Raw genomic sequence first — 23,982 nt, 5'->3', positions numbered from 1 at the left:
CGCGGGTGGACGTGAACGTCCACCCGACCAAGATCGAGGTGCGCTTCAGAGACAGCCGCGAAGTCCACCAGGCCGTGCGCCACGCCGTGGAAAACGCCCTGGCCGTGCCGCGCGCAGCGGCACTGGCGGCGGCCGCTCTGGTGGGCGCTGCCAGTACGCAGGGAGACTGCGCGGGCCCGGGTGCAGAAAAGGGCGCAGGTGTTGGCATCGGCGCTGGCTCATACGGCGCCACCCGTACCGGGGCCTGGCCCGCCAGCGCAGCGGGGCCGCAGAGCGGGCACGGCAGCCAAGGCATGCCAGGCTGGCCAGGCGCCGAGCCAAACTTCAAGCCAAATCGGCCTCCAGCCCTTGCGCAGCAAGCGCAAGCAGCTATCTATTTTGATGAGCGCGTGGGCCACCGCGTGTCTGATCTGGGGGCGTTGTGGGGCAAAACGCCCGCCACCCGCAGCGCCCCGGCAGACCCCTGGCACAGCCCAGCAGCCAGCACGGCGCCCGGCACGGCAGCAGAACACCCCGCCGCAGCGCCACACGCCACGCCTGCGCAGACAGCAACCAGCCACCTGACCGCCCCCAGCCCCGGCGCCCACGCGGACAGCGAAACAGCCTCCGCCGACACTGACACCGACACCCCGCCAGCGCACGCCCCCAGCGCCAGCGACCCCTACGCCAGCGCCAGCGACCCCTACGCCAGCGCCAGCCACTGGCCCCTGGGCCGCGCGCTGGCCCAACTGCACGGCGTGTACATCCTGGCCGAAAACGCCCAGGGATTGGTGCTGGTCGATATGCACGCCGCCCACGAGCGCATCGTCTATGAGCGCATGAAAGCGCAGGCCGCCACAGCGGCGTGCATCCCCAGCCAGCCGCTGCTGATTCCGGCCACCTTTGCCGCCACTGCCCATGAAGTGGCTTGCGCCGAAGCCCACGCTGACACCCTGGCCACACTGGGCCTGGAAGTGACGCCGTTCTCGCCCAAAACCCTGGCCGTGCGCGCCGTGCCCAGCACACTGGCGCAAGGCGATGCGGTAGAGCTGGCGCGCAGCGTGCTGGCCGACCTGGCCGCGCACGACGCCAGCACCGTAGTGCAGCGCGCGCAGAGCGACATCCTGGCCACCATGGCCTGCCACGGCGCCGTGCGCGCCCACCGGCGCCTGACGCTGGACGAAATGAACGCCCTGCTGCGCCAGATGGAAGTGACCGAGCGCTCCGACCAGTGCAACCACGGTCGGCCCACCTGGCGGCAACTGTCCATGCGCGAGCTGGACGCGCTGTTTCTGCGCGGCCGCTGAAGCCGCCCGCCCCTCCAGCGCCGCCCGATCCGAGTGCGCCCTACCCAGGAAAACCCCCGTGAGAATTCTGCTGATAGAAGACGACGCACCGCTGGCCGCTGCCCTGATGTCCTTTCTTGAAACCCGGGACTTTGTCTGCGAGTGTGCTGACAGCCTGGCGGCGGCGCGCGCCCTGCTGCCAGCGGCGCACTGGGCTGCCGTGCTGCTGGACTGGCAACTGCCTGACGGCGAGGGCCTGTCGCTGCTGCCAACGCTACGGCGCAACCTGCCAGATAGCCCGGTCATCATGCTGACTGCACGCGACCAAATATCCGACCGCATCCGGGGCCTGGACGCTGGGGCCGACGACTACCTGGTCAAACCCTTTGACGCCGAGGAGCTGCTGGCACGTTTGCGCGCCGTCGAGCGTCGGCGCAGCGGCACCGACAGCGCGGTGCTGGAGTTGCCTGGCTTGGTGATTGACCTGGGGCGCACCACGGTGCTGGCAGACGGTCAGGTGGCAGAACTGACCGCCAAAGAGTGGGCGCTGCTGCGCGTGCTGGCGCTGCGCCCCGACCGCATCCACCGGCGCGAGAGTTTGCAAGATGCGCTGTACGGCCTCGATGCCGACACCAGCAGCAACACGCTGGAAGTGTTCATCAGCAACCTGCGGCGCAAGATCGGGCGCGAGCGTATCCAGACCCTGCGCGGTCTGGGCTACAAGCTCAACACCAGTCCATGAAAGCGCGCAGCCTGTCTTGGGCGCTGACGCGGGCCTTGCTGCCTTGGATAGCACTGCTGTGGGTCATCACCAGCGCGGGTGTGGGCTGGTACATGCAGCACGAGCTGGAGGAGCAACTCGACGCCGGACTGGTGGAAAGCGCCGAGCGGCTGCTGGATTTGGCAGCCCACGACGCGCGCAACCACCAGCGCCCTTCCGAGCGTGACGGCGCCCTGTTTCGGCTCGAAGTGCCACACAGCAAGCTCAGTGGTGCCCAGCACGATGTGCTGATGTACCAGGTCGTCAACCAACGCAATGAGCTGCTGCTGCGTTCGGCAGACGCGCCTGAGCAAGCCTTGCCAGTGCCGCTGCGCACGGGTTTTCAGCACACCGACAAGCTGCGCATCTACACCCTGGCCCATCCGACGCTGCCGATGTTCATCCATGTGGGCGACCCCCTGGCCCACCGCAGTGCCGCGCGCATGGAAACCTTGGTGTGGCTGATCGTGCCGCTGATGGTGGTGCTGCCGCTGCTGGGCCTGCTGATCCGGGGCGTGACGCGCCGGGTGCTGGCCCCCGCAGGCCAACTGGCGCACGACCTGCAACAGCGCGACGGCAACAACCTCGACGCGCTGCCGGGCAGCGGCCTGCCCACCGAGCTACAGACCATCGCTGACAGTGCCAACCACCTGCTGCGCCGCTTGGCCGACGCGCTGGACACCGAACGCGCCCTGGCCGCCAACGCCGCACACGAGCTGCGCACGCCGCTGGCCACAGTGCGCCTGCACCTGCAAACAGCGCTCGGCCACGGGCAGGCACAGGCCGCACGAGAGGGCTTGCACGAGGCACTCCATTCACTGGAGCGCCTCAGCCGTCGCTGCGAAAAACTGCTGCAACTGTCGCGCGCCGAGTCTGGCGCAGCACTGGCGCAGGAACGCATCAACCTGGGACAACTGGCCGCTGCCGTGGCACAGGAATTTTGGTCAGACCCGGCACTGCTGCACCGCCTGCAACTGGTGTTGCCAGAATGCGACGACGTCTGGGTTCGGGGCGATTTTGATGCGCTGGCCATTGCGCTGCGCAATCTGGTGGAAAACGCAGTGCGCCATGCCCCGCAAGGGCCCATCGTGCTGGAAGTGTCCTTGCCAGCCACTTGCAGCGTGCGCGACCAGGGGCCGGGCATGGCGCCGCAACGCGCGCTGGAGTTGCAGCAGCGCCACCAGCGCGGTGGTGGCCAGCAGCATGTGCCGGGGTACGGTTTGGGGCTGTCCATCGTGGCTACCATCGTGCAGCGCCAAGGCGGGCAGCTGGCACTCCTGTCCCCCGCCCCGGGGCAGTCGCAAGGGCTGCAAGCAGTGCTGGAACTGCGCCCTTGCTCACGACAGGCTGCTGGGCCTGTGCAAGGGCCGTTCATCCAAAGTTAAGGTTTGGTAACTATGGTTAACCCCAACTCGCTGCTGTAGCGACACAAGGGTTCACCACATGCCATTTCATAGCTGCGCAGGCACAACCGTGCGCGCGCTCACACTGTTTGCAACCGGAGCCTGCCTGCTGGCAAGCGCGATGGCGCAGGCCGCCGATGCCCCCGCCCCCTCTGCCATAGCCCCGATTGCCTGGCCCCAGGCACAAGCCAAAGCCGCTGGCGTTGTCACCCAGGTGCTGGCCGATACAGGGGCCAGCCCTGGCGCCGGACTGGTGCTCCAGGGCACGGTGGAGCTTCCCCCGCACGCGACGGAGTTGCTCAGTGCGCCACTGGCGGGCGTGGTGCAGCAGGTGCTGGTCAGCCCCGGGCAGCACATCAAGGCGGGAGAGCCCGTGGCGCGCCTGCTCAGCCCCGAGTTGGTAACCTGGCAACGCGAACTGTTGCAGGCCCAAGCCCAGGCACGCTTGGCCGCCACGCGGCTGCAGCGCGACGAACAACTGCACGCCGAGGGCATCATCGCCGGACTGCGCCTACAAGACAGCCGCACCCAGAACGAGCTGGCCCAGCTTGCCCTCAAGGAGCGCCGCCAAACCCTGCAACTGGTGGGCGTGAACACGGCCAGCCCCAGCCTGCAGCCCGCGCTGAACCTGCGCGCGGCAGCCGCTGGCACCGTGTTGGAGATACTGGCCACACCGGGCCAGCGGCTTGACGCCGGGATGCCCGTGGCCAAGGTGGCGCGCAGCGGCAAGCTGGCGATCGCGCTACAGGCCACGCCCGAGCAGGCGCAAAGCCTGCGCGTGGGTGACACGCTCGCTCTACAGGGCTGCAAGACACCCGCACGCCTGAGTGCCATCGTGCCGCAAATGAGCAGCGGCAACCAAGCGGTGCAGTTGCGGGCCGATTTCAATGCCAACGAAGACTGCCTGCGCATCAACCAATTCGTCCAAGCCACCGTGGCTGCGCGCGCCACAAGTGCCAGTGCACCGGCCACGGGCTTGGGCATTCCCTCTCAAGCAGTAGTGCGCGATGCAGGTCAGGCTTATGTGTTCGTGCGCACGCCCCAGGGGTTCGTGCCCACCCCGGTGGAGCTGGGCAGCCACAGTGGCACCCAAGTGCTGGTGCGCAGCGGCCTCAAGACGGGTGATGAAATCGCAGTGCGCGGCACAGCGGCACTCAAGGGCGCCTGGCAGGGTCTGGGCCCTGCCGTGGACAGCAAGGAGCCATGATGCTGTCACGCCTGATTGCGTTTTCGCTGTCACAGCGGCTGCTCGTGGCGCTGCTGTCGCTGGCGCTTCTGGCCGCCGGTGCCATGGCCCTGCGCGACTTGCCCATTGATGCCTTCCCCGATGTATCCACCACGCAGGTAAAAATCATCCTGAAGGCGCCGGGAATGACGCCAGCCGAGGTCGAGGCTCGCATCGTCGCGCCCATAGAGCAAGAGCTGTTGGGCATCCCGCGCCAGGTGATGTTGCGCTCACAGAGCAAATACGCCATCGCCGACATCACGCTGGACTTTGCCGACGGCACCGACATTTACTGGGCACGCCAGCAAGTCAGTGAACGGCTGTCCGGCGTGATGGGCGATCTGCCCGCCGGACTGAGCGGAGGGCTGGCCCCCATCACCACACCCCTGGGCGAGATGTTCATGTTCACCGTGGATGGCGATGCCAGCCTCGCAGAAAAACGCAAGCTGCTCGACACCGTGATCCGCCCGCGCCTGCGTGGCATTGCGGGCGTGGCAGACGTGAACGTTCTGGGTGGCAGCGTGCAGACCTTCGAGGTCGTGCCCGACGTGGCGGCACTGGCAGCGCGCCAGGTGTCGCTACAGCAGCTACAGGAAGCACTGGCAGCCAACAACCGCAACGACGGCGCCGGACGCCTGTCCAGTGGCGAAGAGTCACTGCTGGTGCGCAGCGACGGCAGCATCCGCACGCTGGAGGATGTGCGCGCTATCGCGCTGGTGCAACAAGACGGCCAGGCCGTGCGCGTGGGGGATGTAGCCACCGTGCAACTGGGGGCACTGACACGCTACGGCAGCGTCACCCAGGACGGCAAGGGCGAAGCGGTGGAGGGCCTGGTACTGGGCCTGCGCGGCGCCAATGCGCAAAAGCTCGTGCACGACGTGAAAGCACGCCTGCAAGAAATCGAAGCGACCTTGCCACACGGCCTGAAAATCGTGCCTTTCTATGACCGGGGCGACCTGGTCGAACGCGCCATCGGCACCGTCACCAAGGCACTGGCCGAGGCCATAGTGCTGGTGCTGGTGCTGCTTTTGCTGTTCCTGGGCAACCTGCGTGCGGCCTTGGTGGTGGCGCTGATCTTGCCGCTATCTGCGCTGGCAACCTTCGTGCTCATGCAGCAATGGGGCCTGTCGGCCAACCTGATGTCGCTGGGGGGGCTGGCAATCGCCATTGGCATGCTGGTCGATGCGGCGGTGGTGGTGGTCGAGAACATCGAGGCACGTCAGGCCGAACCTGGCATCTCGCGCCTGCACACGCTCTACCGTGCCACACAAGAGGTCGCTACGCCGGTGAGTGCTGGCATGGTGGTCATCATGATCGTTTTTCTGCCGCTGCTGACCCTGCAAGGGCTGGAAGGCAAGCTGTTTGGCCCTGTGGCGTTGACCATCGTGTTCGCGCTGGGCGCCTCGCTGCTGCTGTCGCTCACGGTGATTCCGGTGCTGGCCTCGGCGGCGCTGCGCTCGGGCCACCATGCCACGCCTTGGCTGGTGCGCAAGCTGGAGGCGATCTACGCGCCACTGCTGGATGCGGCGCTACGCCACGCGCGCGTGGTGGTCATTGCCTCGCTGGCGGCACTGGCCGGGGCCGTGGCGTTGTTCCCGTTTATCGGCAAGTCGTTCATGCCGTCGCTGGACGAGGGCGACATCATCATGCAGGTCGAAAAACTGCCCTCCATCCACCTGGAGCAATCCGTGGCCACCGACCTGGCACTACAGCGGCGCATCCTGGAGCAGGTGCCAGAGGTGCGCAGCATCGTGGCGCGCGTGGGCTCGGACGAGCTGGGCCTGGATCCCATGGGGCTGAACGAAACCGACAGTTTTCTGGTGCTACAGCCGCGTGCCCAGTGGCGTTTCAAGAACAAAGAGGAACTGATAGACGCCATCCGCCAGGCTGCCGAAGGCATTCCGGGCGTGAACCTGAGCTTCACCCAGCCCATCGAGATGCGCACCTCCGAGATGCTCTCGGGCGTGCGCGGCGACCTGGCAGTGAAGGTGTTCGGGCCCAATGCCGAGGAGCTTTCGCGCCTGAGCACGCAGATCGTCCAGGTTCTACAGGCGCTGCCTGGCAGCGAGGATGTGCTCACGGCGCAGAACGGTGGGGTGCAGTATTTTCGCGTGGCCATTGACCGCCAAGCCGCTGGCCGCCTGGGCCTGTCCGTGGAACAAATCCAGAACGACCTGCGCACCCTGGTAGAAGGCCAACAGGTGGGCGTGGTAATGCAAGACGCACGCCGCGTACCGCTGGTGGTGCGCGGTGGCGAGGACTTGCGCATGTCACCCGCACAGTTCGCGCAGTTGCGCCTACCCACACCGGGCGGCCAGTCGGTGGCGCTGTCCCAACTCGCACGGCTGGAGGTGACCGATGGGCCAGTGAAGATTGAGCGCGAGCAGTCTTCGCGCATGGCCGTGGTGCGCGCCAACGTGCGCGGGCGCGACCTGGTCGGCTTCGTCGCCGAGGCCCAGGCGGCAGTTGCGCAAAAAGTGCCACTGCCCGCAGGCTACAGCCTGGCTTGGGGCGGTCAGTTTGAAAACCAGCAGCGCGCAGCCTCGCGCCTAGCCTTGGTAGTGCCGGTGGCGCTGGCACTGATCGTCGGTGTGCTGTTTGCCACGCTGGGCAGCCTGCGCCAGGCCATCTTGGTGTTCGCCAACATTCCGCTGGCCTTGGTCGGCGGTGTGGTGGCACTGGCCGTGTCGGGCGAATACCTGTCAGTACCGGCCTCGGTAGGTTTCATTGCGCTCATGGGCATTGCCGTACTCAACGGCCTGGTGCTGGTGACCTGCTTTAACCAACTGGCCGCGCGCGGCCTGCCGATCACGGAGGTGGTACGCCAGGGCGCGCTGCGCCGACTGCGCCCGGTGCTGATGACAGCCAGCATCACCGGGCTGGGGCTTTTTCCACTGCTGCTGGCCACCGGCCCGGGCTCGGAAATCCAGCGCCCCCTGGCCATCGTGGTCATCGGTGGACTGGTCAGCTCGACGCTGCTCACACTGGTGCTGCTACCCATCCTGTACCGCCGTTTTTCCCTCCCCGTTCGCAAGGTGGCTTTATGACCTCGATAGCTACTCGTTCGCAACCCGACTGCCTACTCACCCTGGCCGTACCGCAGGCACTGGAAGAAGAAATTCTGGATCTGTTATGGGCGCATCCAGAGATGGTGCCTGGCTTCACCGTGCTCCACGGCCAGGGCATGGGCGCCCATGTCGCCCTGACCTCCAGCATGGAGCAGGTGCAAGGGCGTGCGCGCCGCGTGCTGGTGCAAGTAGCGCTGCCACAGGCGCAATTGCCCGCGCTGATCGATACGTTGAAACAAGCCCTGCCAAGCCCGCAAATCGCCTACTGGGTGTTGCCGCTGCTCGACTTTGGAAGATTTGGAGACATTGCATGACCTTTCTCTTGTTGAAAACACTGCCGCGCGCGCTGGCCACAGCGTGCGTGGTGTGGGCGGGGGCAAGTGCCATCGCCCCAGCCACCGCGCAAGAACTGGCGCCGGTGCTCCCCCCCACTGACACGGTGGTGCAGGTGCTGGCCCAGCTACCCCAGGTACGCGCCGCAAGCGCTGGCATCCCCCTGGCGCAAGCGCGCAGCCAGCGTCTGCAAGCGGGCCCCCACGACTGGGTGGCCAAGGTCGCCACCAACCGGCGCAGCGACACACAGGGCGGGCGCTTTTCTGAAACCGAGATCGGTCTGGAAACTGGCATGCGCTGGCCCGCCAAAGTCAAGGCAGATCAGCGCCTTGGCTCGGCAGAGGTCAGCGTAGGTCGGGGCATCCATGCCGACGCCTGGCACGAAGCAGCGCGCAGTCTGCTGACTGACTGGTTTGACGCCCTGCGCGACGCCCGCAACACCGCACTGCTGCAAGAGCAGGCACAACTGGCAACCCGGCAATTGGCCACCACCCAGCGCCGGGTGCAAGCCGGGGAGGCCGCGCCGCTGGAGCTGCTGGCGGCGCAAGCGGAAGAAGCCCGCATCCAGGCCCTGGCGGCCCGCGCACGCGCCCAGGCCCACCTGCGCCAACAAACGCTACAGCGCCAGTACCCTGGTCTGCCCGACCCGGCAGGGGCATTGTCCGCCGCTGCCACGCCGTGGCCCGACCAAGATGCCGCAGACCTGCCGGTAGCGCACTGGGCCCAACTGATCCTGGCGGACAACCATGAGCTGGAACTGGCACAGGCGCGGGCCGAACAGGCCCAGCTACAAGCACAGCGCGCACAACTGGAACAGCGCGGTGACCCAACGCTGGGTGTGCGTGCCACGCGCGAACGCAGCGGCCAGGAGAAAGTCTGGGGCGTCTACGTATCGATACCGCTGGGCGGCGCGGGACGCAAAGCCGACTTCGAGGCCGCACTGGCCCAGGCCGAGGTCGCGCTCCAAGAGCAAGAGCAGGTGCGCCAGCGTGTGGAAATTCAGGCGTGGCGTACCGCCAGCGAGGCTGAGCAGGCGCGCACCACACGGCAACAGATGCAGCGGGCGCTGGCGCGCATACAGCAAAGCGCAGCCCTGCAAGCGCGTGCCTATGAACTGGGCGAAAGCCCGCTGGCCGATCTGCTGCTGGCACGGCGCAACGCCCTGGAAGCCCAGTTGGCAGCCGACACTGCATCACTCGACGCAATGCAGGCCCATGCCAAAGTGCTGCTCGACGCCCACCGGCTGTGGAGCATCCCCGGAACAGCAGGGCACTGAAGAGGCCCCGCCCTCCCCTCGCAACGCCAAAAGCCCGCAGGGCGGGCGTTGGGGGAGACAAGTAAAAGAAGACGCTTACAAATCGCGCGCCGCCAGGGCATGGTCGGCAAAGTCACTGAACACGCCGTCCACACCGAGTTGGTAGAACAGCCGGTATTCCGCCTTCGGGTCGCCCTTGAAGTCCGAGGCCAGGCGCTTGGCCTCGCTGCGAAAGGTGTAGGCGTGTACGAACAGACCGACCTCATGGGCATTCTTGACCACATCGGTAGGCGCCATCATCACGCGGTCGCGTTCGTCGATCTTGCCGTCGCCGTTCAGGTCATCGGGTTTGCCGTCCTGGTTCGCATCGACCTGCTTGGACGCAATCAGGTAAGGCTTCCAAGGGCCCACGCCGTCAGCGTAGGTTTTGACCTCCTTGAGCCCTGCTGGCGAGAGCAGGCTGGCAAAGGTGCGGGCATCACCGGCCACGGCAAAGTCATACGGTTTGTCGTAAGGTGCCACCAACGAGATACTGCCGTCGGCATTGACACCGTCAGCATCCACCAGTTGCACCAAGCGCACAGCGGTCTTGGTGCGCAGGTATTTGAGGTTGGAGACCTCGAACGACTGCACGATGACCGGCGAGCCCTTGCTCGTATAGCCGTACTTGGCCAAGGTCGCCAGCAGGCGGTCTTCAAGCGGCAGACCCAGGTTGGCGTGGTAGGTCGGGTGCTTGGTCTCAGGGTACACGCCCACCGTGCGGCCAGCCTTGCTGCCTTCGGCCTTGGCCAAGTCCAGCACCTCGTCGAACGTGGGGATCTGGAACTTGCCGTTGAACGACTGGTCGCGGTCAGACAACGGCTGGATGGCGCGCAATGTCTTGATCTCGGCCAGCGTGAAGTCCGAGGCAAACCAGCCCTCCTCCTTCACGCCGTCAACCATCTTCTGGGTCTTGCGGCTGGCGAACTCGGGGCGCTGCGCCACATCGGTAGTACCAGTGATGTTGGGCTCGTGGCGCGCCACCAACACGCCGTCCTTGGTGGCAACCAGATCGGGCTCGATGAAATCGGCCCCCATCTCAATCGCCTTTTTGTAACCCTCCAAGGTGTGGTCTGGCAGGTAGCCAGCAGCACCTCGGTGACCAATTACAAGGGCCTTGTTGCCATTGAGCGTAGGGGAGGCATCGCTGCCGCCGCAAGCGGCCAGTACCAGCGCTGCGCCCAGGGTCAGGCCCAGCGTTCTTGCACCAAGTTTGTGCATGTTTTACCTCTCTTGTAGTGATGAAATCAGGTCAATATCCGGCATTCAAATGGCAACCGCATGACACGCACCAATAGCAGCAGGCACTGCCGATGCAGTCTGGCATGAAACACCAAAAAGGTGCATTCCAATCAAACCCTGCTTTTTCATGCACCAATATGGGCATGACAACATGTTTTTTAGACATAATGTGATGCTCCACTGGCGCATACCCCCCTTTTGAAGAAAGTCCCTTGCAAATGAAATACGAGTCCGTAGGCAGCTTCCTGGCGCAGGTAGCGCAGCGCAACCCCGGTCAGCCTGAATTTCTTCAGGCCGTCACCGAAGTGATGGAGAGCCTGTGGCCGTTCATTGAAAAGCACCCCCGCTATGCCGAGCACGGCCTGCTCGAGCGCTTGGTCGAGCCCGAGCGCATCGTCATGTTCCGTGTCTCGTGGGTGGATGACCACGGCCAGGTGCAGGTCAACCGTGGCTACCGCATCCAGCACAGCATGGCGATTGGCCCCTACAAGGGCGGCATCCGCTTTCACCCCTCGGTCACGCTGTCGGTACTGAAGTTTTTGGCTTTTGAACAAACCTTCAAGAACGCACTGACCACGCTGCCCATGGGCGGCGGCAAGGGCGGCTCCGATTTCGACCCCAAGGGCAAGAGCCCCGGCGAAGTGATGCGTTTTTGCCAGGCTTTCGTCTCGGAACTGTTCCGCCATGTCGGCCCCGATACCGACGTGCCCGCCGGTGACATCGGCGTGGGTGGCCGCGAAGTGGGCTTCATGGCCGGCATGTACAAAAAGCTGGCCAACAACGCTGCCAGCGTGTTCACGGGCAAGGGCCTGTCGTTTGGCGGCTCGCTGATCCGCCCTGAAGCCACCGGCTACGGCACCGTGTACTTTGCCGACGAAATGCTCAAGACCCGTGGCAAGTCGTTCGACGGCCTGCGCGTGTCGGTGTCGGGCTCGGGCAACGTGGCCCAGTACGCCGTCGAAAAAGCCATGGCCCTGGGTGCCAAGGTGATCACGGTGTCCGATTCCAGCGGCACCATCATTGACGAAGACGGCTTCACCACCGAAAAACTCGCCATCCTGATGGACGTGAAGAACCACCACTATGGCCGCGTGAGCGACTACGCCGCCCGCACCGGCGTGCGTTTTGAAGCCGGTGTGCGCCCCTGGCATGTGCCGGTGGACGTGGCCCTGCCCTGCGCCACACAAAACGAACTGGACGAGGCCGACGCCAAGACCCTGATCGCCAACGGTGTGCTGTGCGTGGCCGAAGGCGCCAACATGCCTTCGACCAACGAAGCGGCCCGTGCATTTGAAGCCGCTGGCGTGCTGTACGCACCGGGCAAGGCCAGCAATGCCGGTGGTGTGGCCACTTCCGGCCTGGAAATGAGCCAGAACGCCATGCGCCTGTCCTGGACGGCAGAAGAAGTCGATGCCCGCTTGCTGCAAATCATGCAAGGCATCCACGCCGCCTGCCTGAAGTACGGCAAGCGTGCCGACGGCACCGTCAGCTACATCGACGGCGCCAACGTGGCCGGCTTTGTCAAGGTGGCCGACGCCATGCTGGCGCAAGGCGTGGTCTGACCCTGCGGCACACTGCGGTAACCAAGGGGGCTTCGGCCCCCTTTTTCTTGGGCGCTGCGGCACGGGCGCCGGGGCCGCAGCAGGGTGGGCCGCAGACCGGCCCGTGGGTCGGTGGCGCCCGCTTTTTCGGCCAGATTGTTCTGCTACGCTCCAGCGCCTATGTCCGTGCCTTCCTCTTCCGCGCAGCGCCCGCCTGCCGGCATGTCGCCCGCCCTGGTCGTTGCGCTGCTGGCCTTGCTGCTGGGCCTGCAGCCCATCACCACCGACCTGTATCTGCCTGCACTGCCCGCCCTGCAAGCCCAATTGCACGCGCCCATGGCGCAGACGCAACTGACGCTGACCGCGCTGCTGCTGGCCTTTGGCTGCTCACAACTGGTGTGGGGGCCGCTGTCTGACCGCTGGGGGCGCAGGCCGATTTTGCTGCTGGGGCTGGCAGCCTATGTGCTGGCGGCGCTGGGCTGCGCGTTGGCGCAGTCCATGGAGGCACTGGTCTTTTGGCGCACGGTGCAGGGCGCCGCCATGGGCGCTGGCGTGATGGGTGCGCGTGCCGTGGTGCGCGACCTGTATGCGCCAGTGCAAGGCGCGCAGGCCATGTCGCGCGCCCTCACGGGTCTGGGCGTCATCGCCTGCCTGAGCCCGCCGCTGGGCGGCCTGCTGGCAGCATCGCTGGGCTGGCGCGCCACCATGGCGGCCCTGGCCTGCTTTGGTGCCGTAGCGCTGTGCATGATGTGGCTGCGCTTTGAAGAATCGCTGGCGCGGCCCAACCCGCAGGCACTGCACCCGGCGCACCTGCTGCGCACCTGGGGCCAAATCCTGCGCCACCCGACTTTTCTGGCGTTTTCTGCCACCACCACCTGCACCTACGCGGGCTTGTTCACCTACCTGGCGGCCTCGTCGTTCACCTTTATCCAGGTACTGGGCTGGAGCCCCACGCAGTACGGGCTGCTGCTGTCGTGCAACGCCCTACTGTACGTCAGCGGCACGGTGCTGTGCCGCCGCTTGCTGGCGCGCTGGGGCGTGCGCCGCAGCATGGCGCTGGCCGGGGCACTCAGCGCTACCGGTGGCACGCTGATGGGCGTGTTTGCTCTGGCGGGCGTGAACAACGGCTGGGCTTATGCCCTGCCGTTTTGGCTTTTTCAAATGGCGCACGGCATCCATATGCCGTGCAGCCAAAGCGGCTCGGTCGGGCCTTTTCCACACGCAGCGGGCACCGCCGCCGCGCTCAACGGTTTTGTCATGATGCTGGTGGCCTTTGGCATAGGCCACTGGCTGGGCCAGCGCATGGATGGCACCGTGCTGCCGCTGGCGCTGGGCGTGTGGTTCTGGAGCCTGTGCGTAGCCGTTGCGGCCTGGACGCTGGTACAAAAATTCGGAGACCCTGCCAAACCATGAACACCACCCTGCCCTGCATCGCCATCGCGGGCCCCACGGCCTCGGGCAAAACCGCTGGCGCACTGGCCATTGCCGCTGTGCTGGCGCGGCGCCTGCCGGTAGAAATCATCAGCGTCGATTCGGCCCTGGTCTATCGCGGCATGGACATTGGCACCGCCAAGCCCACGCCCGAGGAGCGCGCCTTTGTCCCGCACCACCTCATCGACATCCGCGACCCCCTGCTGGCCTACAGCGCCGCCGAGTTTGTACAAGACGCCACGGAGTTGATCGCCGACATCCGCGCGCGCGGCGCACTGCCGCTGCTGGTGGGTGGCACCATGCTGTACTTCAAGGCGCTGCTCGATGGCATCGACGCCATGCCCGCCGCCGACGCTGCCGTGCGCGCGCGCATCGAGGCCCGGGCACACGAGCACGGCTGGCCCGCACTGCACGCCGAGCTGGCCCGCATCGACCCCGCCACCGCCGCGCGCCTGGCCCCCGCCGACAGCCAGCGCATACAGCGCGCCCTGGAGGTCTGGGAGATTTCCGGGCAGCCGCTGTCGAGTTTTCACACTATCAAAACAGGATCTGCAAGCGCACGCCCCATCAGTGCTGGAGCCCTTTTTTCTTTAGAACCCACCGACCGCGCCTGGCTGCACCAGCGCATTGCCCAGCGCTTTGACGCCATGCTGGAGGCTGGTTTTATCGACGAAGTGCGTGCCCTGCGCGCACGCGGCGACCTGCACCCCGACCTGCCCTCCATGCGCTGCGTGGGCTACCGCCAGGCATGGGAAGAACTCGACTTCCAGGCCAGCCGCCCCGCAGGGACGCCACTGAACCTGGGCATGCTGCGCGAGCGCGGCATCGCCGCCACCCGGCAACTGGCCAAACGGCAAATCACCTGGCTGCGCAGCATGCCCGAGCGCAACGCCATCGCCTGCGACCAGCCCACCGCCACGCAGCAACTGGTGCAGGCCGTGCTGCAACGCATAGACGCCAACACCCCATGAACCACGCCGCAGACCGCCCCACCCAGACCCTGCGCGTGCAGGGCCTGGCCAAGCACTACGGCAGCACGCCCGTGTTTGCCGGAGTGGACTTTGCCGTGCAGCCGGGCGAGTTTGTCGCCATCGTGGGGGACTCGGGCGTGGGCAAATCCACACTGCTCAACTGCCTGGCCGGGCTGGACACCTGGGACAGCGGCCACATCCTGCACGGCAGCACCGACCTGGGGCTGTTGGACGAAACGCAGCGCGCGCTGTGGCGCCGCACCCATGTGGGCTTTGTGTTCCAGGCGTTTCATGTGCTGCCGCACCTGGACGTGGCGCACAACGTGGCCCTGCCGCTGCTGCTGTTGCAGCGCCCCGACCCCGAGCGCGTGGCGCAGATGCTGGCCGCCGTGGGGCTGAGCGACCTGGGCGCGCGCCTGCCCGCACAGCTCAGCGGCGGACAGTTGCAGCGCGTAGCCATCGCCCGTGCGCTGGTACACCGCCCCAGCCTGCTGCTGGCCGACGAGCCTACCGGCAACCTCGACCCCGGCACCGCCGCGCGCACCATGGATGTGCTGCTGGCGCAAACGCGCGAGCATGGCGCCGCGCTGGTGCTGGTCACGCACTCGGACGCTGCCGCAGCACGCGCCGATCGGGTGCTGCGACTGACCGCACAGGGCATTGCCGTTTGCTGAGGGCGAAGCGCCGCTGCCAGCGGTAGGCCCTGCGGCACCGCCACCGCGCCCATCCCACAGCCACCGGCACCGGCACCAAAAATTTGGTTAAAAGTGCCTCAAACACTTATCCAGCAAGCGCTACCAGCTATTATTTTTGAAACTAGCAGCGCCTGCCACTGTCACTCGATGGCCAGCCGCTGCGCGCTGCCGCCCTGCTGTTTGGGCAGGGTCAGGATCCCGTTGTCGTACTTGGCCTTGCACTGCGCGGCGTCGATATCTGCGGGCACCAGTGCAGGGCACTGTTCAAGATAAGCGCAACAGGCGTGCACTTCAAGGAGACAAGTGCTCAATCGTTACCTTGCAAAATCACGCTTGTGATAGCGAAACAACAAACTTAGACTGCCCAGCTTCACCCTGCTGCTGAAAACACTTCAATCTACTTTTGACGTTTCTTATCGCAACCAACAGTTTTTAACCAGCTTTACACTATAGATCCCAGGCATTACTGATGTCCAAGCAGCCCACCCCGCAACCACGATAGAAGGCGTGAAAATGACACCCAGCGCAACCCCGCTTTCCCCCGCCCGCAAAGAAATTGCTTTTGTCGATACCGCCGTTGCCGACTGGCAAACCCTGGTGGCGGGCATCCGTCCTGGTATTGAAGTTGTATTGCTCGACAGCAACCGCGACGGCCTTGCGCAGATAGTGCAATGGGCTGAAGGAAAGTCGGGCTACGACGCAATCCATGTGCTGAGCCACGGTAACGTCGGTTCCGTCACTCTTGGCACGCTCAACCTCGATCATTCGGCGGTGATGAGCCGCTCTGGTGATCTGGCTTCGCTGGGCGGTGCTTTGACGGCTGGCGGGGATTTGCTCCTGTACGGATGCCAAGTAGCCGACGGTACAACGGACACCTTCCTTGCGGCACTCGCCGATACTACCGGTGCCGACGTAGCAGCGTCAGACGATCTCACTGGCGCTAGCCGGTTGGGTGGCGATTGGACGCTGGAGCACCGCACTGGTGCGATCCAGGCTCCCCTCATCCAGATCCCGGCCTATACCCATGTCTTGGCCTCGACCGTCTTCAGCTTCGACTCCGGATCCATCACCGGTGAAAACACCCGGACTTACACAATCAAGGACACGACCTCGAACTACTCGCTGCGCTTCGTCACCACCGACACCAGCACCGACCCCTACGCCAAGTTCCACACCTACAACGACTCCAACACCTTCCTGGTGACGCCCTATGACGGCAAGTATCTGTACCTCTCGAACACCCTGGCGGGGGCCGCCGTCACCATCACGGCGGACATAAACAACGATGGAGACTTCGGCGACGCCTTCAAGCTGGTCAGTTTCAAGTTTTCCGACCCCAGCATGATGGGTGGCACCAACACGATCACACCGAACAATATCGCCGCCAATAAAGAAGACGTGGTGGTGGACAGCAGGCCCGAAAACATTGTCGACTACACGCCCACCGTCGCCGCCAATTTCGGCAGCCTTACCTCGCTGACGATCACGTTCGACCCGCAGGTGCAGGGGATCATGCTCGACGATTTCAAAGTCGAACCCTCAGCCCCGGCAACGCCCACCGTCACCGGCGTTACCTCATCCACCACCAACGGTAGCTACAACGCCGGTGACGTGATCAGCATCCAGGTGACGTTCAGCGAATCGGTCACGGTCGATACTACTGGCGGCACGCCACAACTCACCCTGGAAACTGGCACCACCGACCGCACGGCAACTTACGTCAGCGGGAGCCCAGGCACTACGCTTACCTTTGAGTACACCGTGCAGGCCGGTGACACAGCCGCCGATCTGGACTACACCGCCAGCAGCGCGCTGGCCTTCAACGGCAGCAGCATCAACGCTACCACTGGCGGTGCGGCGGCCACGCTGACACTGCCCGCGCCGGATGCAGCCAACTCGCTCGGGGCCAACAAGGCCATCATCATTGATACCACGGCCCCAGCAGCACCCAGTACGCCTGATATGGCACAGGCCTCCGACAGCGGCAGCTCCAACACCGACAACCTCACCAACGACACCACGCCCACCTTCAGCGGCACCGCCGAGGTCGGCAGTACGGTTACCCTCTACGACACCGATGGCAGCACCAGCCTCGGGAGCGCCACCGCCACTGGTGGCAACTGGTCGATCACAGCTTCCACACTATCTGCCGGTGAGCACACAGTCACCGCCAAGGCCACCGATGCGGCGGGCAACGTCAGCGATGCCTCCAATGGTTTATCAATCACCATCGACACCACTGCACCAGCCGCACCAAGCTCCCCCGACATGGCCGCCGGCACCGACAGCGGCACATCGAACAGCGACAACACCACCAGCGATACCACGCCCACATTTACCGGCACGGCTGAAGCCAACGCCACGGTCACGCTCATCAGCTCCGTCAATGGCACCGTCGGCACCGCAACGGCAGACGGTTCGGGCCACTGGAGCATCACCGCCTCGGCGCTGAATAGTGGCGCACACACCATCACGGCAACGTCCACCGATACCGCCGGCAACGTCAGCAGCACCTACAGTGGCCTGTCAGTCACGATTGACGCCACCGCCCCAACAATCATCTTCAGCGCCCTGAGTTTCAGCGCCGATACGGGAAGCAGCAGTACCGACTTCAATACCAAGACGACGGAGCAAACTATCGACGCTACCCTGAGCACGGGTATCGACGTGGGGGACATCGTCTATGGCTCGCTAGACAACGGCAGCACCTGGAGCAACATCACCAGCAAGGTGAGCGGCACCACCTTGAGCTGGGACGGCGTCACCCTCGCCAGTAGCAACACCCTCAAGCTTAAGGTCACCGACAGTGCGGGCAACAACGGCACCGCTGCCAGCCAGGCCTATGTGCTCGACACCACCGCACCCAGCATCACGGTCGTCAGCATCCCCAACGCCCCCATCAAAGTCGGCGATAGCGTGACGGCAACCATTACCGTCGCGGACGATGGCGGCACCACCTACACCTTGGGCAGCAGCACCATCGGTGGCTTCACCCTGAGCAACCTCACGCGCAGCAACAGCACCACCTACACTGCCGATTTCACCGTCACCGAAGGCGGCGCCGACGTGGCCGCCGACAGCGACATCCCCGTCAGCCTGGTGCTTACCGACCTGGCCGGTAACAGCAATACCGCCTACACCACCGCCATCAGCCAGGGCGGCGATGCCATCAACGCCCACAGCCCAACAGACATCGCCTTGAGCAATACCAGCGTGGCCACCATCGCTGGTGCCAATGCTGTTGTCGGTGCGCTCACCAGCAGCGATGCAACCAGCGGTGAAACCTTCACCTACAGCCTCGTGGCGGGTGCGGGAGACACCAACAACGGACTCTTCAACATCAACGGCGGCAACCTGCGCGTCAACGATGCCAGCACGCTTACTGCAGGCAACAGCTACAGCGTGCGCGTGCGCACCACCGATGCGGCGGGTAATACTTTTGACGAAGCATTCACGGTCAACGCCGTCGTCGGCCCGGCCATCGCCAGCGCGACCTACGACGCCAGCACGGGCGTACTGGCCGTCACCGGTTCCCTGATGGAAGCCAACGCGGGTGGCGCAGACATCGCCGTCAGCAAGCTGACCCTGACCGGCGAGGGCGGGGCCACCTACACGCTGACCAGCCCCGACGTCGAAATCACCTCCGCCACCGAATTCAGCGTGACGCTCGATGCGACCGACAAAGCCGCGCTGAATACGATCCTCAACAAAAACGGCAGTACGTCCACCAGCGGCACCACGTTCAACCTGGCAGTTGCCGATGACTGGAATACCCAGGTCACCACCGGCAACACCGCCGATGCGAGCAACGCGGTCACCGTTTCCGGTGTCCCGGCGCCCAGCATCACTAGCGCCACCTACGACTACGCCAGCAACGTCCTGACGGTGACCGGTAGCGGCTTCCTGTCCAAGAGCGGCGCCGTGAACGATATCGACCTCACCAAGCTGACCTTCACCGGCGAAGGCGGTGTGACCTATACGCTGAGCAACGCCACCGGTGTCGAAATCACCTCTGGTACGTCCTTCACCACCACCCTCAGCGGCGCCGATTTGATCAACGTGGAAGCCCTGTTGAACCAGGACGGCAGCGCGTCGGCGGGCACCACAACCTACAACCTGGCGACAGCGGCCAGCTGGAATCGCGGCGACGCGACCGGCGGCAGCGACACCACCAATGGCATCACGGTCAGCAATTACGCCGCGCCCACGGTGACCTCGGCCACCTTTGACGCCAGCACTAACATCCTCACGGTGACCGGCACCAATCTGGTTTCCAAGAGCGGGGCCTCCAACGATGTCGCCGTCTCTTTGCTCAGCCTAGCCGGCGAAGGCGGCAGCTACACCCTGACTTCGTCGGATGTGGAGATCACCGACACCACCAGTTTCGCCGTCACCCTCAACGCCGCCGATCAACTGGTGGTGCGCGGGCTGCTGCACAAGAATGGCACCGCCTCTTCCGGCGCCACGACCTACAACCTCGCCGCCGCCGAAGACTGGATGGCCGGTTCGCATGCTGCCACCGTCGTCGCCGACCTGACCGGCAATGGCGTCACGGTCAGCAATGTGCCGACGCCGACCATCACCAGCGCCGCCTACGATTCCGACAGCGGTGTGTTGACGGTGACCGGCAGCAACCTGTTCAAGAAGGTCGGCGCGAATAACGACATCGACCTGACCCGGCTGACCTTCACCGGTCAAGGTGGCGCAGGAGCGGCCTACACGCTGACCAGCGCCTCCGGCGTGGAAATCACCTCGGACACCGCCTTCACCACGACCCTGACCGGCACCGATAAAACCAACGTCGATGCACTGCTGAACCAGCTTGGCACCAGTTCAATCGACAGCACGCCCTACAACCTCGCCGCAGTCGAAGACTGGCTGGCGGGTGCCGATGCGGCTTCGGTGATCGCCGATGCCACCAACCCGATCACCGTCGCGGTCGCCCCGAAAATCACCTCGGCCACTTACGACGCCAGCACCGGCACGCTGATGGTCACCGGCAGCAACCTGCAGGCGCAGGCCGGGTCGAGCAACGACATCACCGCCAACAAACTCACCTTTACCGGCGAAGGCGGCGCGACCTATACGCTGACCGATACGGCCAACGTGGAGTTGACTAGCGCCACCTCGTTTACGCTGACCTTGAGCGCCACGGACAGGGCGGCTATCAACCAGATTGCCAACAAGAACGGCACCGCCTCGACCGGGGCCACGACCTACAACCTGGCCGCCGACGACGACTGGAACGCCCAGGTGACCGCCGGCAACACGGCGGACACTACCGGCAATGGCATCACCGTCAGCAGCGTCGCTGTGCCGACCCTGACCTCGGCCACTTTCAATGCCGCCACCGGCACACTGGTAGTGACCGGAACCGGCTTTCTCCAGCGTGCTGCGGTCAACGACATCGACGTGACGAAATTGACCATCACCGGCGAAGGCGGAGAAACCCGCACGCTGACCAGCACCGGCGTTGAAATCACCAGTGGCACCAGCTTCAGCGTGACGCTGAACCCTGCAGATCTGGCAGCGGCGAATCTGTTCATCAACAAGACCGGAACGAGTTCGACCGGGGGCACGGTCTACAACCTGGCTGCCGCCGAAGATTGGGCGGCGGGGGCTGATGCGGCGGTCGTCGTCGCTGACCTGACCGGCAACGGCGTCACCGCCAGCAATGTGGCAGTGCCGACCATCACCAGCGCCACCTACAACGCGGTGACCGGCGTGCTGGCACTCACCGGCACCGGCTTCCTGAAGCTCAGCGGGGCCGCCAACGACATCATTGCCAACAAGCTCACCATCACCGGCGAAGGTGGAGCGGCTTTGTCTTACACCCTGACCGACACGGTCAACATCGATATCACCAGCGCCACAGCGGCAACCCTCACGCTGTCGGCCACCGACAAGGCCGCCGTCAATCTGCGCATCGACAAGGCCGGCACCAGTTCGACCGGCGGCACCACCTACAACCTGGCCGCCGACGAAGACTGGGCGGCCGGTGCCGATGCGGCAGTGGTCGTGGCCGACTTGACCGGCAACGGTATCACCGCGACCTTGAACCAGGCCCCCGTCATCACCAGCAACGGTGGCGGCGCCACCGCTGCGGTCAGCGTGGCAGAAAACACCACGGCGGTGACCACCGTGACCGCCACCGATGCGGACGGTGACACACTGAGCTACAGCATCGTGGCGCCCGCCACACTGCTGCGCAGCCCCAGCCCCGGCGCACTGCTTGTCGGTGATGACGCAGGCAAATTCTCTATCGATGCCGCAGGCAGGTTGGTCTTCAACCCCGCTCCCGATTTTGAAAACCCGCAGGACCAAAGCGATACCGTCGGCAACAACACCTACGTGGTGACCGTCAAGGTCAGTGACAACAAGGGCGGCAGTGATCTCCAGACGATCACCGTCACCGTCACCGACGTGGCCGAAGGCGGCGGCGAGGAGCCACCACCTCCTCCTAAAGATGACGCCGACGGCGTGAGCGGCGAAGTTGAAGCCCAAGTGCCCGGCTTACCCGGCCCGGGCGGCGTTATCGTTCCCGGCGACGGCAACGGCGATGGTGTCGCTGACAGTGAACAGCCCGCTGTCTCCTCGGTGCCCTTCCTGGTCACCACCACCGCCCAAACCAACCCTGGCAACGCCCCACCGGTCTATGTCACCCTGGTGGCCAGCAGCCAAGACGGCAAGGCGCCCACAGGCTCCACCGCCGCGCTGCGCGACGTCAGGCAGCTCGACGCTCCGGCCGACAAGCCCGCCGATGTGCAAATGCCCCTGGGCCTGCTCAGCTTCAAGGCCGACGTGCCCACCAATGGCGCCACCGAATCCTTCAGCCTGTACGTGGACGCTACGCTGGCCATCAACGGCTACTGGAAGCAAAACGCCCAAGGCAGCTGGGTCAACCTGGCCAGCGCCGCCTACGGCGGCCAACTGGTGCGCGAAGGCGACAAATGGCGCCTGGACTTTGAACTCCAGGACGGTGGCGAATTCGACAGCGATGGTACCGCTGATGGCGTCATCTCCGACCCCGGCGCTCCGGGCTACCGCACGAGCACTCCCGGCGTGGCCAATACCACCCCGGCCATCACCTCTGGCGCCACCGCCAGCGTGGCCGAGAACGCCGCTATCAACACCGTGGTCTACCAGACCATCGCCACCGACCCCGATGCGGGTCAGAAGCTCACCTACAGCCTCTCGGGCACCGATGCGGCGCTGCTGGCCATCGACAGCAGCACCGGCGCTGTTACCTTGAAGGCTAGCGCCGACTACGAAACGAAGAACAGCTACAGCTTTAACGTCACTGCCACCGATGACGGCGTCGGCAGCCTGAACGCCACGCAAGCCGTCACGCTCAGCGTCACCGACGTCAACGAAGCCCCCACCGCCGTCACCCTGACCGGCACCACGACCAGCCTGGCCGAGAACACCCACATCGCCAGCCGGCGCGAAGTCGCCACTGTCCGCGTCACCGACGACGCACTGGGCAGCAACGCAGTGACCCTCTCGGGCCGGGATGCAGGCAAATTTGAAATCGCTGGTGGCAAGCTCTACCTCAAGGCTGGCACAGTGCTGGACTTTGAGACCCAGAGCAGCTACGCCGTCACCGTCAGCGCCACGGACAGCACCGTAGCCGGCTCCAGCCCGGTCAGCACCAGCTTCACGCTGCGCGTCACCAACATCAACGAAGACGGCGACAGTGACAATGACCAATTCCCCGACGCACTGGAAGCCGCACACGGCCTGAGCGTGGGCACCAAAGACAACGACGTCTTTGGCAGCACCAAGTTCTACGCCATGCAGCTGTACCGAGACACCCTGTTCCGCGAGGCCGAAGGCGAAGGTCTGGCCTACTGGCAAGAAGTGCTCGACAGCGGTGCACAAAGCCGCGTGGAAGTGGCCCAAGCCTTCCTGAACTCGCCCGAATTCCAAGCCCAGGCCGGGGCGCTGGCGCGGCTGTACTTTGCCGCCTTCGACCGCATTCCCGACGAAGCAGGCATGACCCACTGGATGGAACAGCTGCACAGCCAAGGCCAAACCCTGGAGCAAGTGGCCCAGGGCTTTGCCGACAGCAGCGAATTCCAGGCCCAGTACGGGGCGCTAGACAACACCGGCTTTCTGAAAACGCTGTACCAGAACGTGCTGGGCCGCGCCCCGGACGAAGCAGGACTGGCCTACTGGCTGGGCCAACTCAGTGGCGGCACCACCCGTGGCGAGGTACTGGCCGGGTTTGCCCAGTCGGGGGAATACAAGGTGCAGATGCAGGAAGAAGTGGCGGTGACGCTGCTGTACGTGGGGCTGCTGGGTCGCTCGCCCGAGCAAGGAGGCTACGAGCACTGGCTCGACCAGATCACCAGCCAGGGTGATGCGCTGGGAGCGATGGAAGTATTTATACAGTCCGATGAGTACCACGACCGGTTCTTGCCAACGCAGAGGCAGCCGCAACCGTTAGAACACAGTCTGGAAGAAACGCCAGTCCAGCTCGTGGGGGTGGATTCGATGATTGCGTGATGTGCCGTTGAGCTGCCAATGCCACTGCTCGAAGAATAACCACAGTGGCACTCTGCGGTAAACGGTGCCTCCCCCGCCAGGGCGCCACAATCGGCGCCATGTTTGCTTTGCTTCGCACTTGGTCGCTGCAAGAGCTGCGCCACCACCCCTGGCGCAGCGCCGCCGCCGCCTGCGCCGTGATGCTGGGGGTGGCGCTGGCGTTTGCCGTACACACCATCAACGCCTCGGCACTGGATGAGTTTGCCC

The 23,982-nt window shown here is 65.0% G+C and carries 13 protein-coding genes and 1 pseudogene; 12 read left to right on the top strand and 2 right to left on the bottom strand.

Annotation, left to right across the window (positions count from 1 at the left end):
• The 7 genes from PHX69_RS06320 to PHX69_RS06290 form a co-directional block, all read left to right on the top strand.
• Positions 1-1,286 (top strand): DNA mismatch repair MutL family protein (locus PHX69_RS06320; protein ID WP_502958486.1); only part of this gene is annotated, 1,286 nt, incomplete at its 5' end.
• 58 nt (positions 1,287-1,344) lie between these two features.
• Positions 1,345-2,007, top strand: a complete 663-nt coding sequence (locus PHX69_RS06315; RefSeq protein WP_288042893.1) for a response regulator — start codon at positions 1,345-1,347, stop codon at positions 2,005-2,007.
• Entirely contained in the window at positions 2,004-3,410 is a 1,407-nt protein-coding gene (locus PHX69_RS06310) for a sensor histidine kinase (protein ID WP_288042891.1), read from the top strand. The genes PHX69_RS06315 and PHX69_RS06310 overlap by 4 nt, the downstream gene beginning before the upstream one ends.
• A gap of 58 nt (positions 3,411-3,468) precedes the next feature.
• Complete coding sequence (locus PHX69_RS06305) at positions 3,469-4,635, top strand: efflux RND transporter periplasmic adaptor subunit (RefSeq protein WP_288042889.1); 1,167 nt, start codon at positions 3,469-3,471, stop codon at positions 4,633-4,635.
• Positions 4,635-7,700 (top strand): efflux RND transporter permease subunit, encoded by a 3,066-nt coding sequence (locus PHX69_RS06300; protein WP_288042887.1) that lies wholly within the window; start codon positions 4,635-4,637, stop codon positions 7,698-7,700. The genes PHX69_RS06305 and PHX69_RS06300 overlap by 1 nt, the downstream gene beginning before the upstream one ends.
• On the top strand, positions 7,697-8,035 hold the full coding sequence (locus PHX69_RS06295; protein WP_288042885.1) for a DUF3240 family protein: 339 nt from the start codon (positions 7,697-7,699) through the stop codon (positions 8,033-8,035). Before PHX69_RS06300 ends, PHX69_RS06295 begins: the two co-directional genes overlap by 4 nt.
• Positions 8,032-9,330, top strand: a complete 1,299-nt coding sequence (locus PHX69_RS06290; protein ID WP_288042883.1) for a TolC family protein — start codon at positions 8,032-8,034, stop codon at positions 9,328-9,330. Before PHX69_RS06295 ends, PHX69_RS06290 begins: the two co-directional genes overlap by 4 nt.
• 75 nt (positions 9,331-9,405) lie before the next feature.
• Here the strand turns inward: PHX69_RS06290 and PHX69_RS06285 are convergent, their stop codons facing one another.
• Positions 9,406-10,569, bottom strand: coding sequence for a glycerophosphodiester phosphodiesterase (locus tag PHX69_RS06285; protein ID WP_288042882.1), 1,164 nt, complete (start codon positions 10,567-10,569; stop codon positions 9,406-9,408).
• Positions 10,570-10,808: 239 nt separating this feature from the next.
• Between PHX69_RS06285 and gdhA the strand changes: the two genes are divergently transcribed.
• From gdhA to PHX69_RS06265, 4 genes are all read left to right on the top strand, one after another.
• The gene (gene gdhA, locus PHX69_RS06280; RefSeq protein ID WP_119011775.1) at positions 10,809-12,152 is read left to right on the top strand and encodes an NADP-specific glutamate dehydrogenase; all 1,344 of its coding nucleotides are present in this window, start codon (positions 10,809-10,811) and stop codon (positions 12,150-12,152) included.
• A 159-nt stretch (positions 12,153-12,311) separates the two neighbouring features.
• A complete protein-coding gene (locus tag PHX69_RS06275) occupies positions 12,312-13,544 on the top strand; it encodes a multidrug effflux MFS transporter (protein ID WP_288042881.1) in 1,233 nt (410 codons plus the stop codon).
• Positions 13,541-14,533, top strand: coding sequence for a tRNA (adenosine(37)-N6)-dimethylallyltransferase MiaA (miaA, locus tag PHX69_RS06270; protein WP_288042880.1), 993 nt, complete (start codon positions 13,541-13,543; stop codon positions 14,531-14,533). The genes PHX69_RS06275 and miaA overlap by 4 nt, the downstream gene beginning before the upstream one ends.
• Positions 14,530-15,207 (top strand): ABC transporter ATP-binding protein, encoded by a 678-nt coding sequence (locus PHX69_RS06265; protein WP_288042878.1) that lies wholly within the window; start codon positions 14,530-14,532, stop codon positions 15,205-15,207. The genes miaA and PHX69_RS06265 overlap by 4 nt, the downstream gene beginning before the upstream one ends.
• Before the next feature lie 161 nt (positions 15,208-15,368).
• On the opposite strand, the pseudogene PHX69_RS06260 reads toward PHX69_RS06265, so the two are convergent.
• Positions 15,369-15,476 (bottom strand): annotated as a pseudogene (locus PHX69_RS06260) (Hsp20/alpha crystallin family protein); the annotation flags it as partial.
• Between the two features lie 265 nt (positions 15,477-15,741).
• On the opposite strand from PHX69_RS06260, the gene PHX69_RS06255 reads away from it, so the two are divergent.
• Positions 15,742-23,736, top strand: coding sequence for a DUF4347 domain-containing protein (locus tag PHX69_RS06255; protein WP_288042876.1), 7,995 nt, complete (start codon positions 15,742-15,744; stop codon positions 23,734-23,736).
• The last annotated feature ends 246 nt before the right edge of the window (positions 23,737-23,982 follow it).

This window comes from Simplicispira sp., assembly GCF_028687295.1.
GTDB classification, from domain to species: Bacteria; Pseudomonadota; Gammaproteobacteria; order Burkholderiales; family Burkholderiaceae_C; genus Simplicispira; species Simplicispira metamorpha.
Note: the sequence above shows the minus strand (reverse complement) of the source record. Positions and strands in the feature narration are given on the sequence as shown.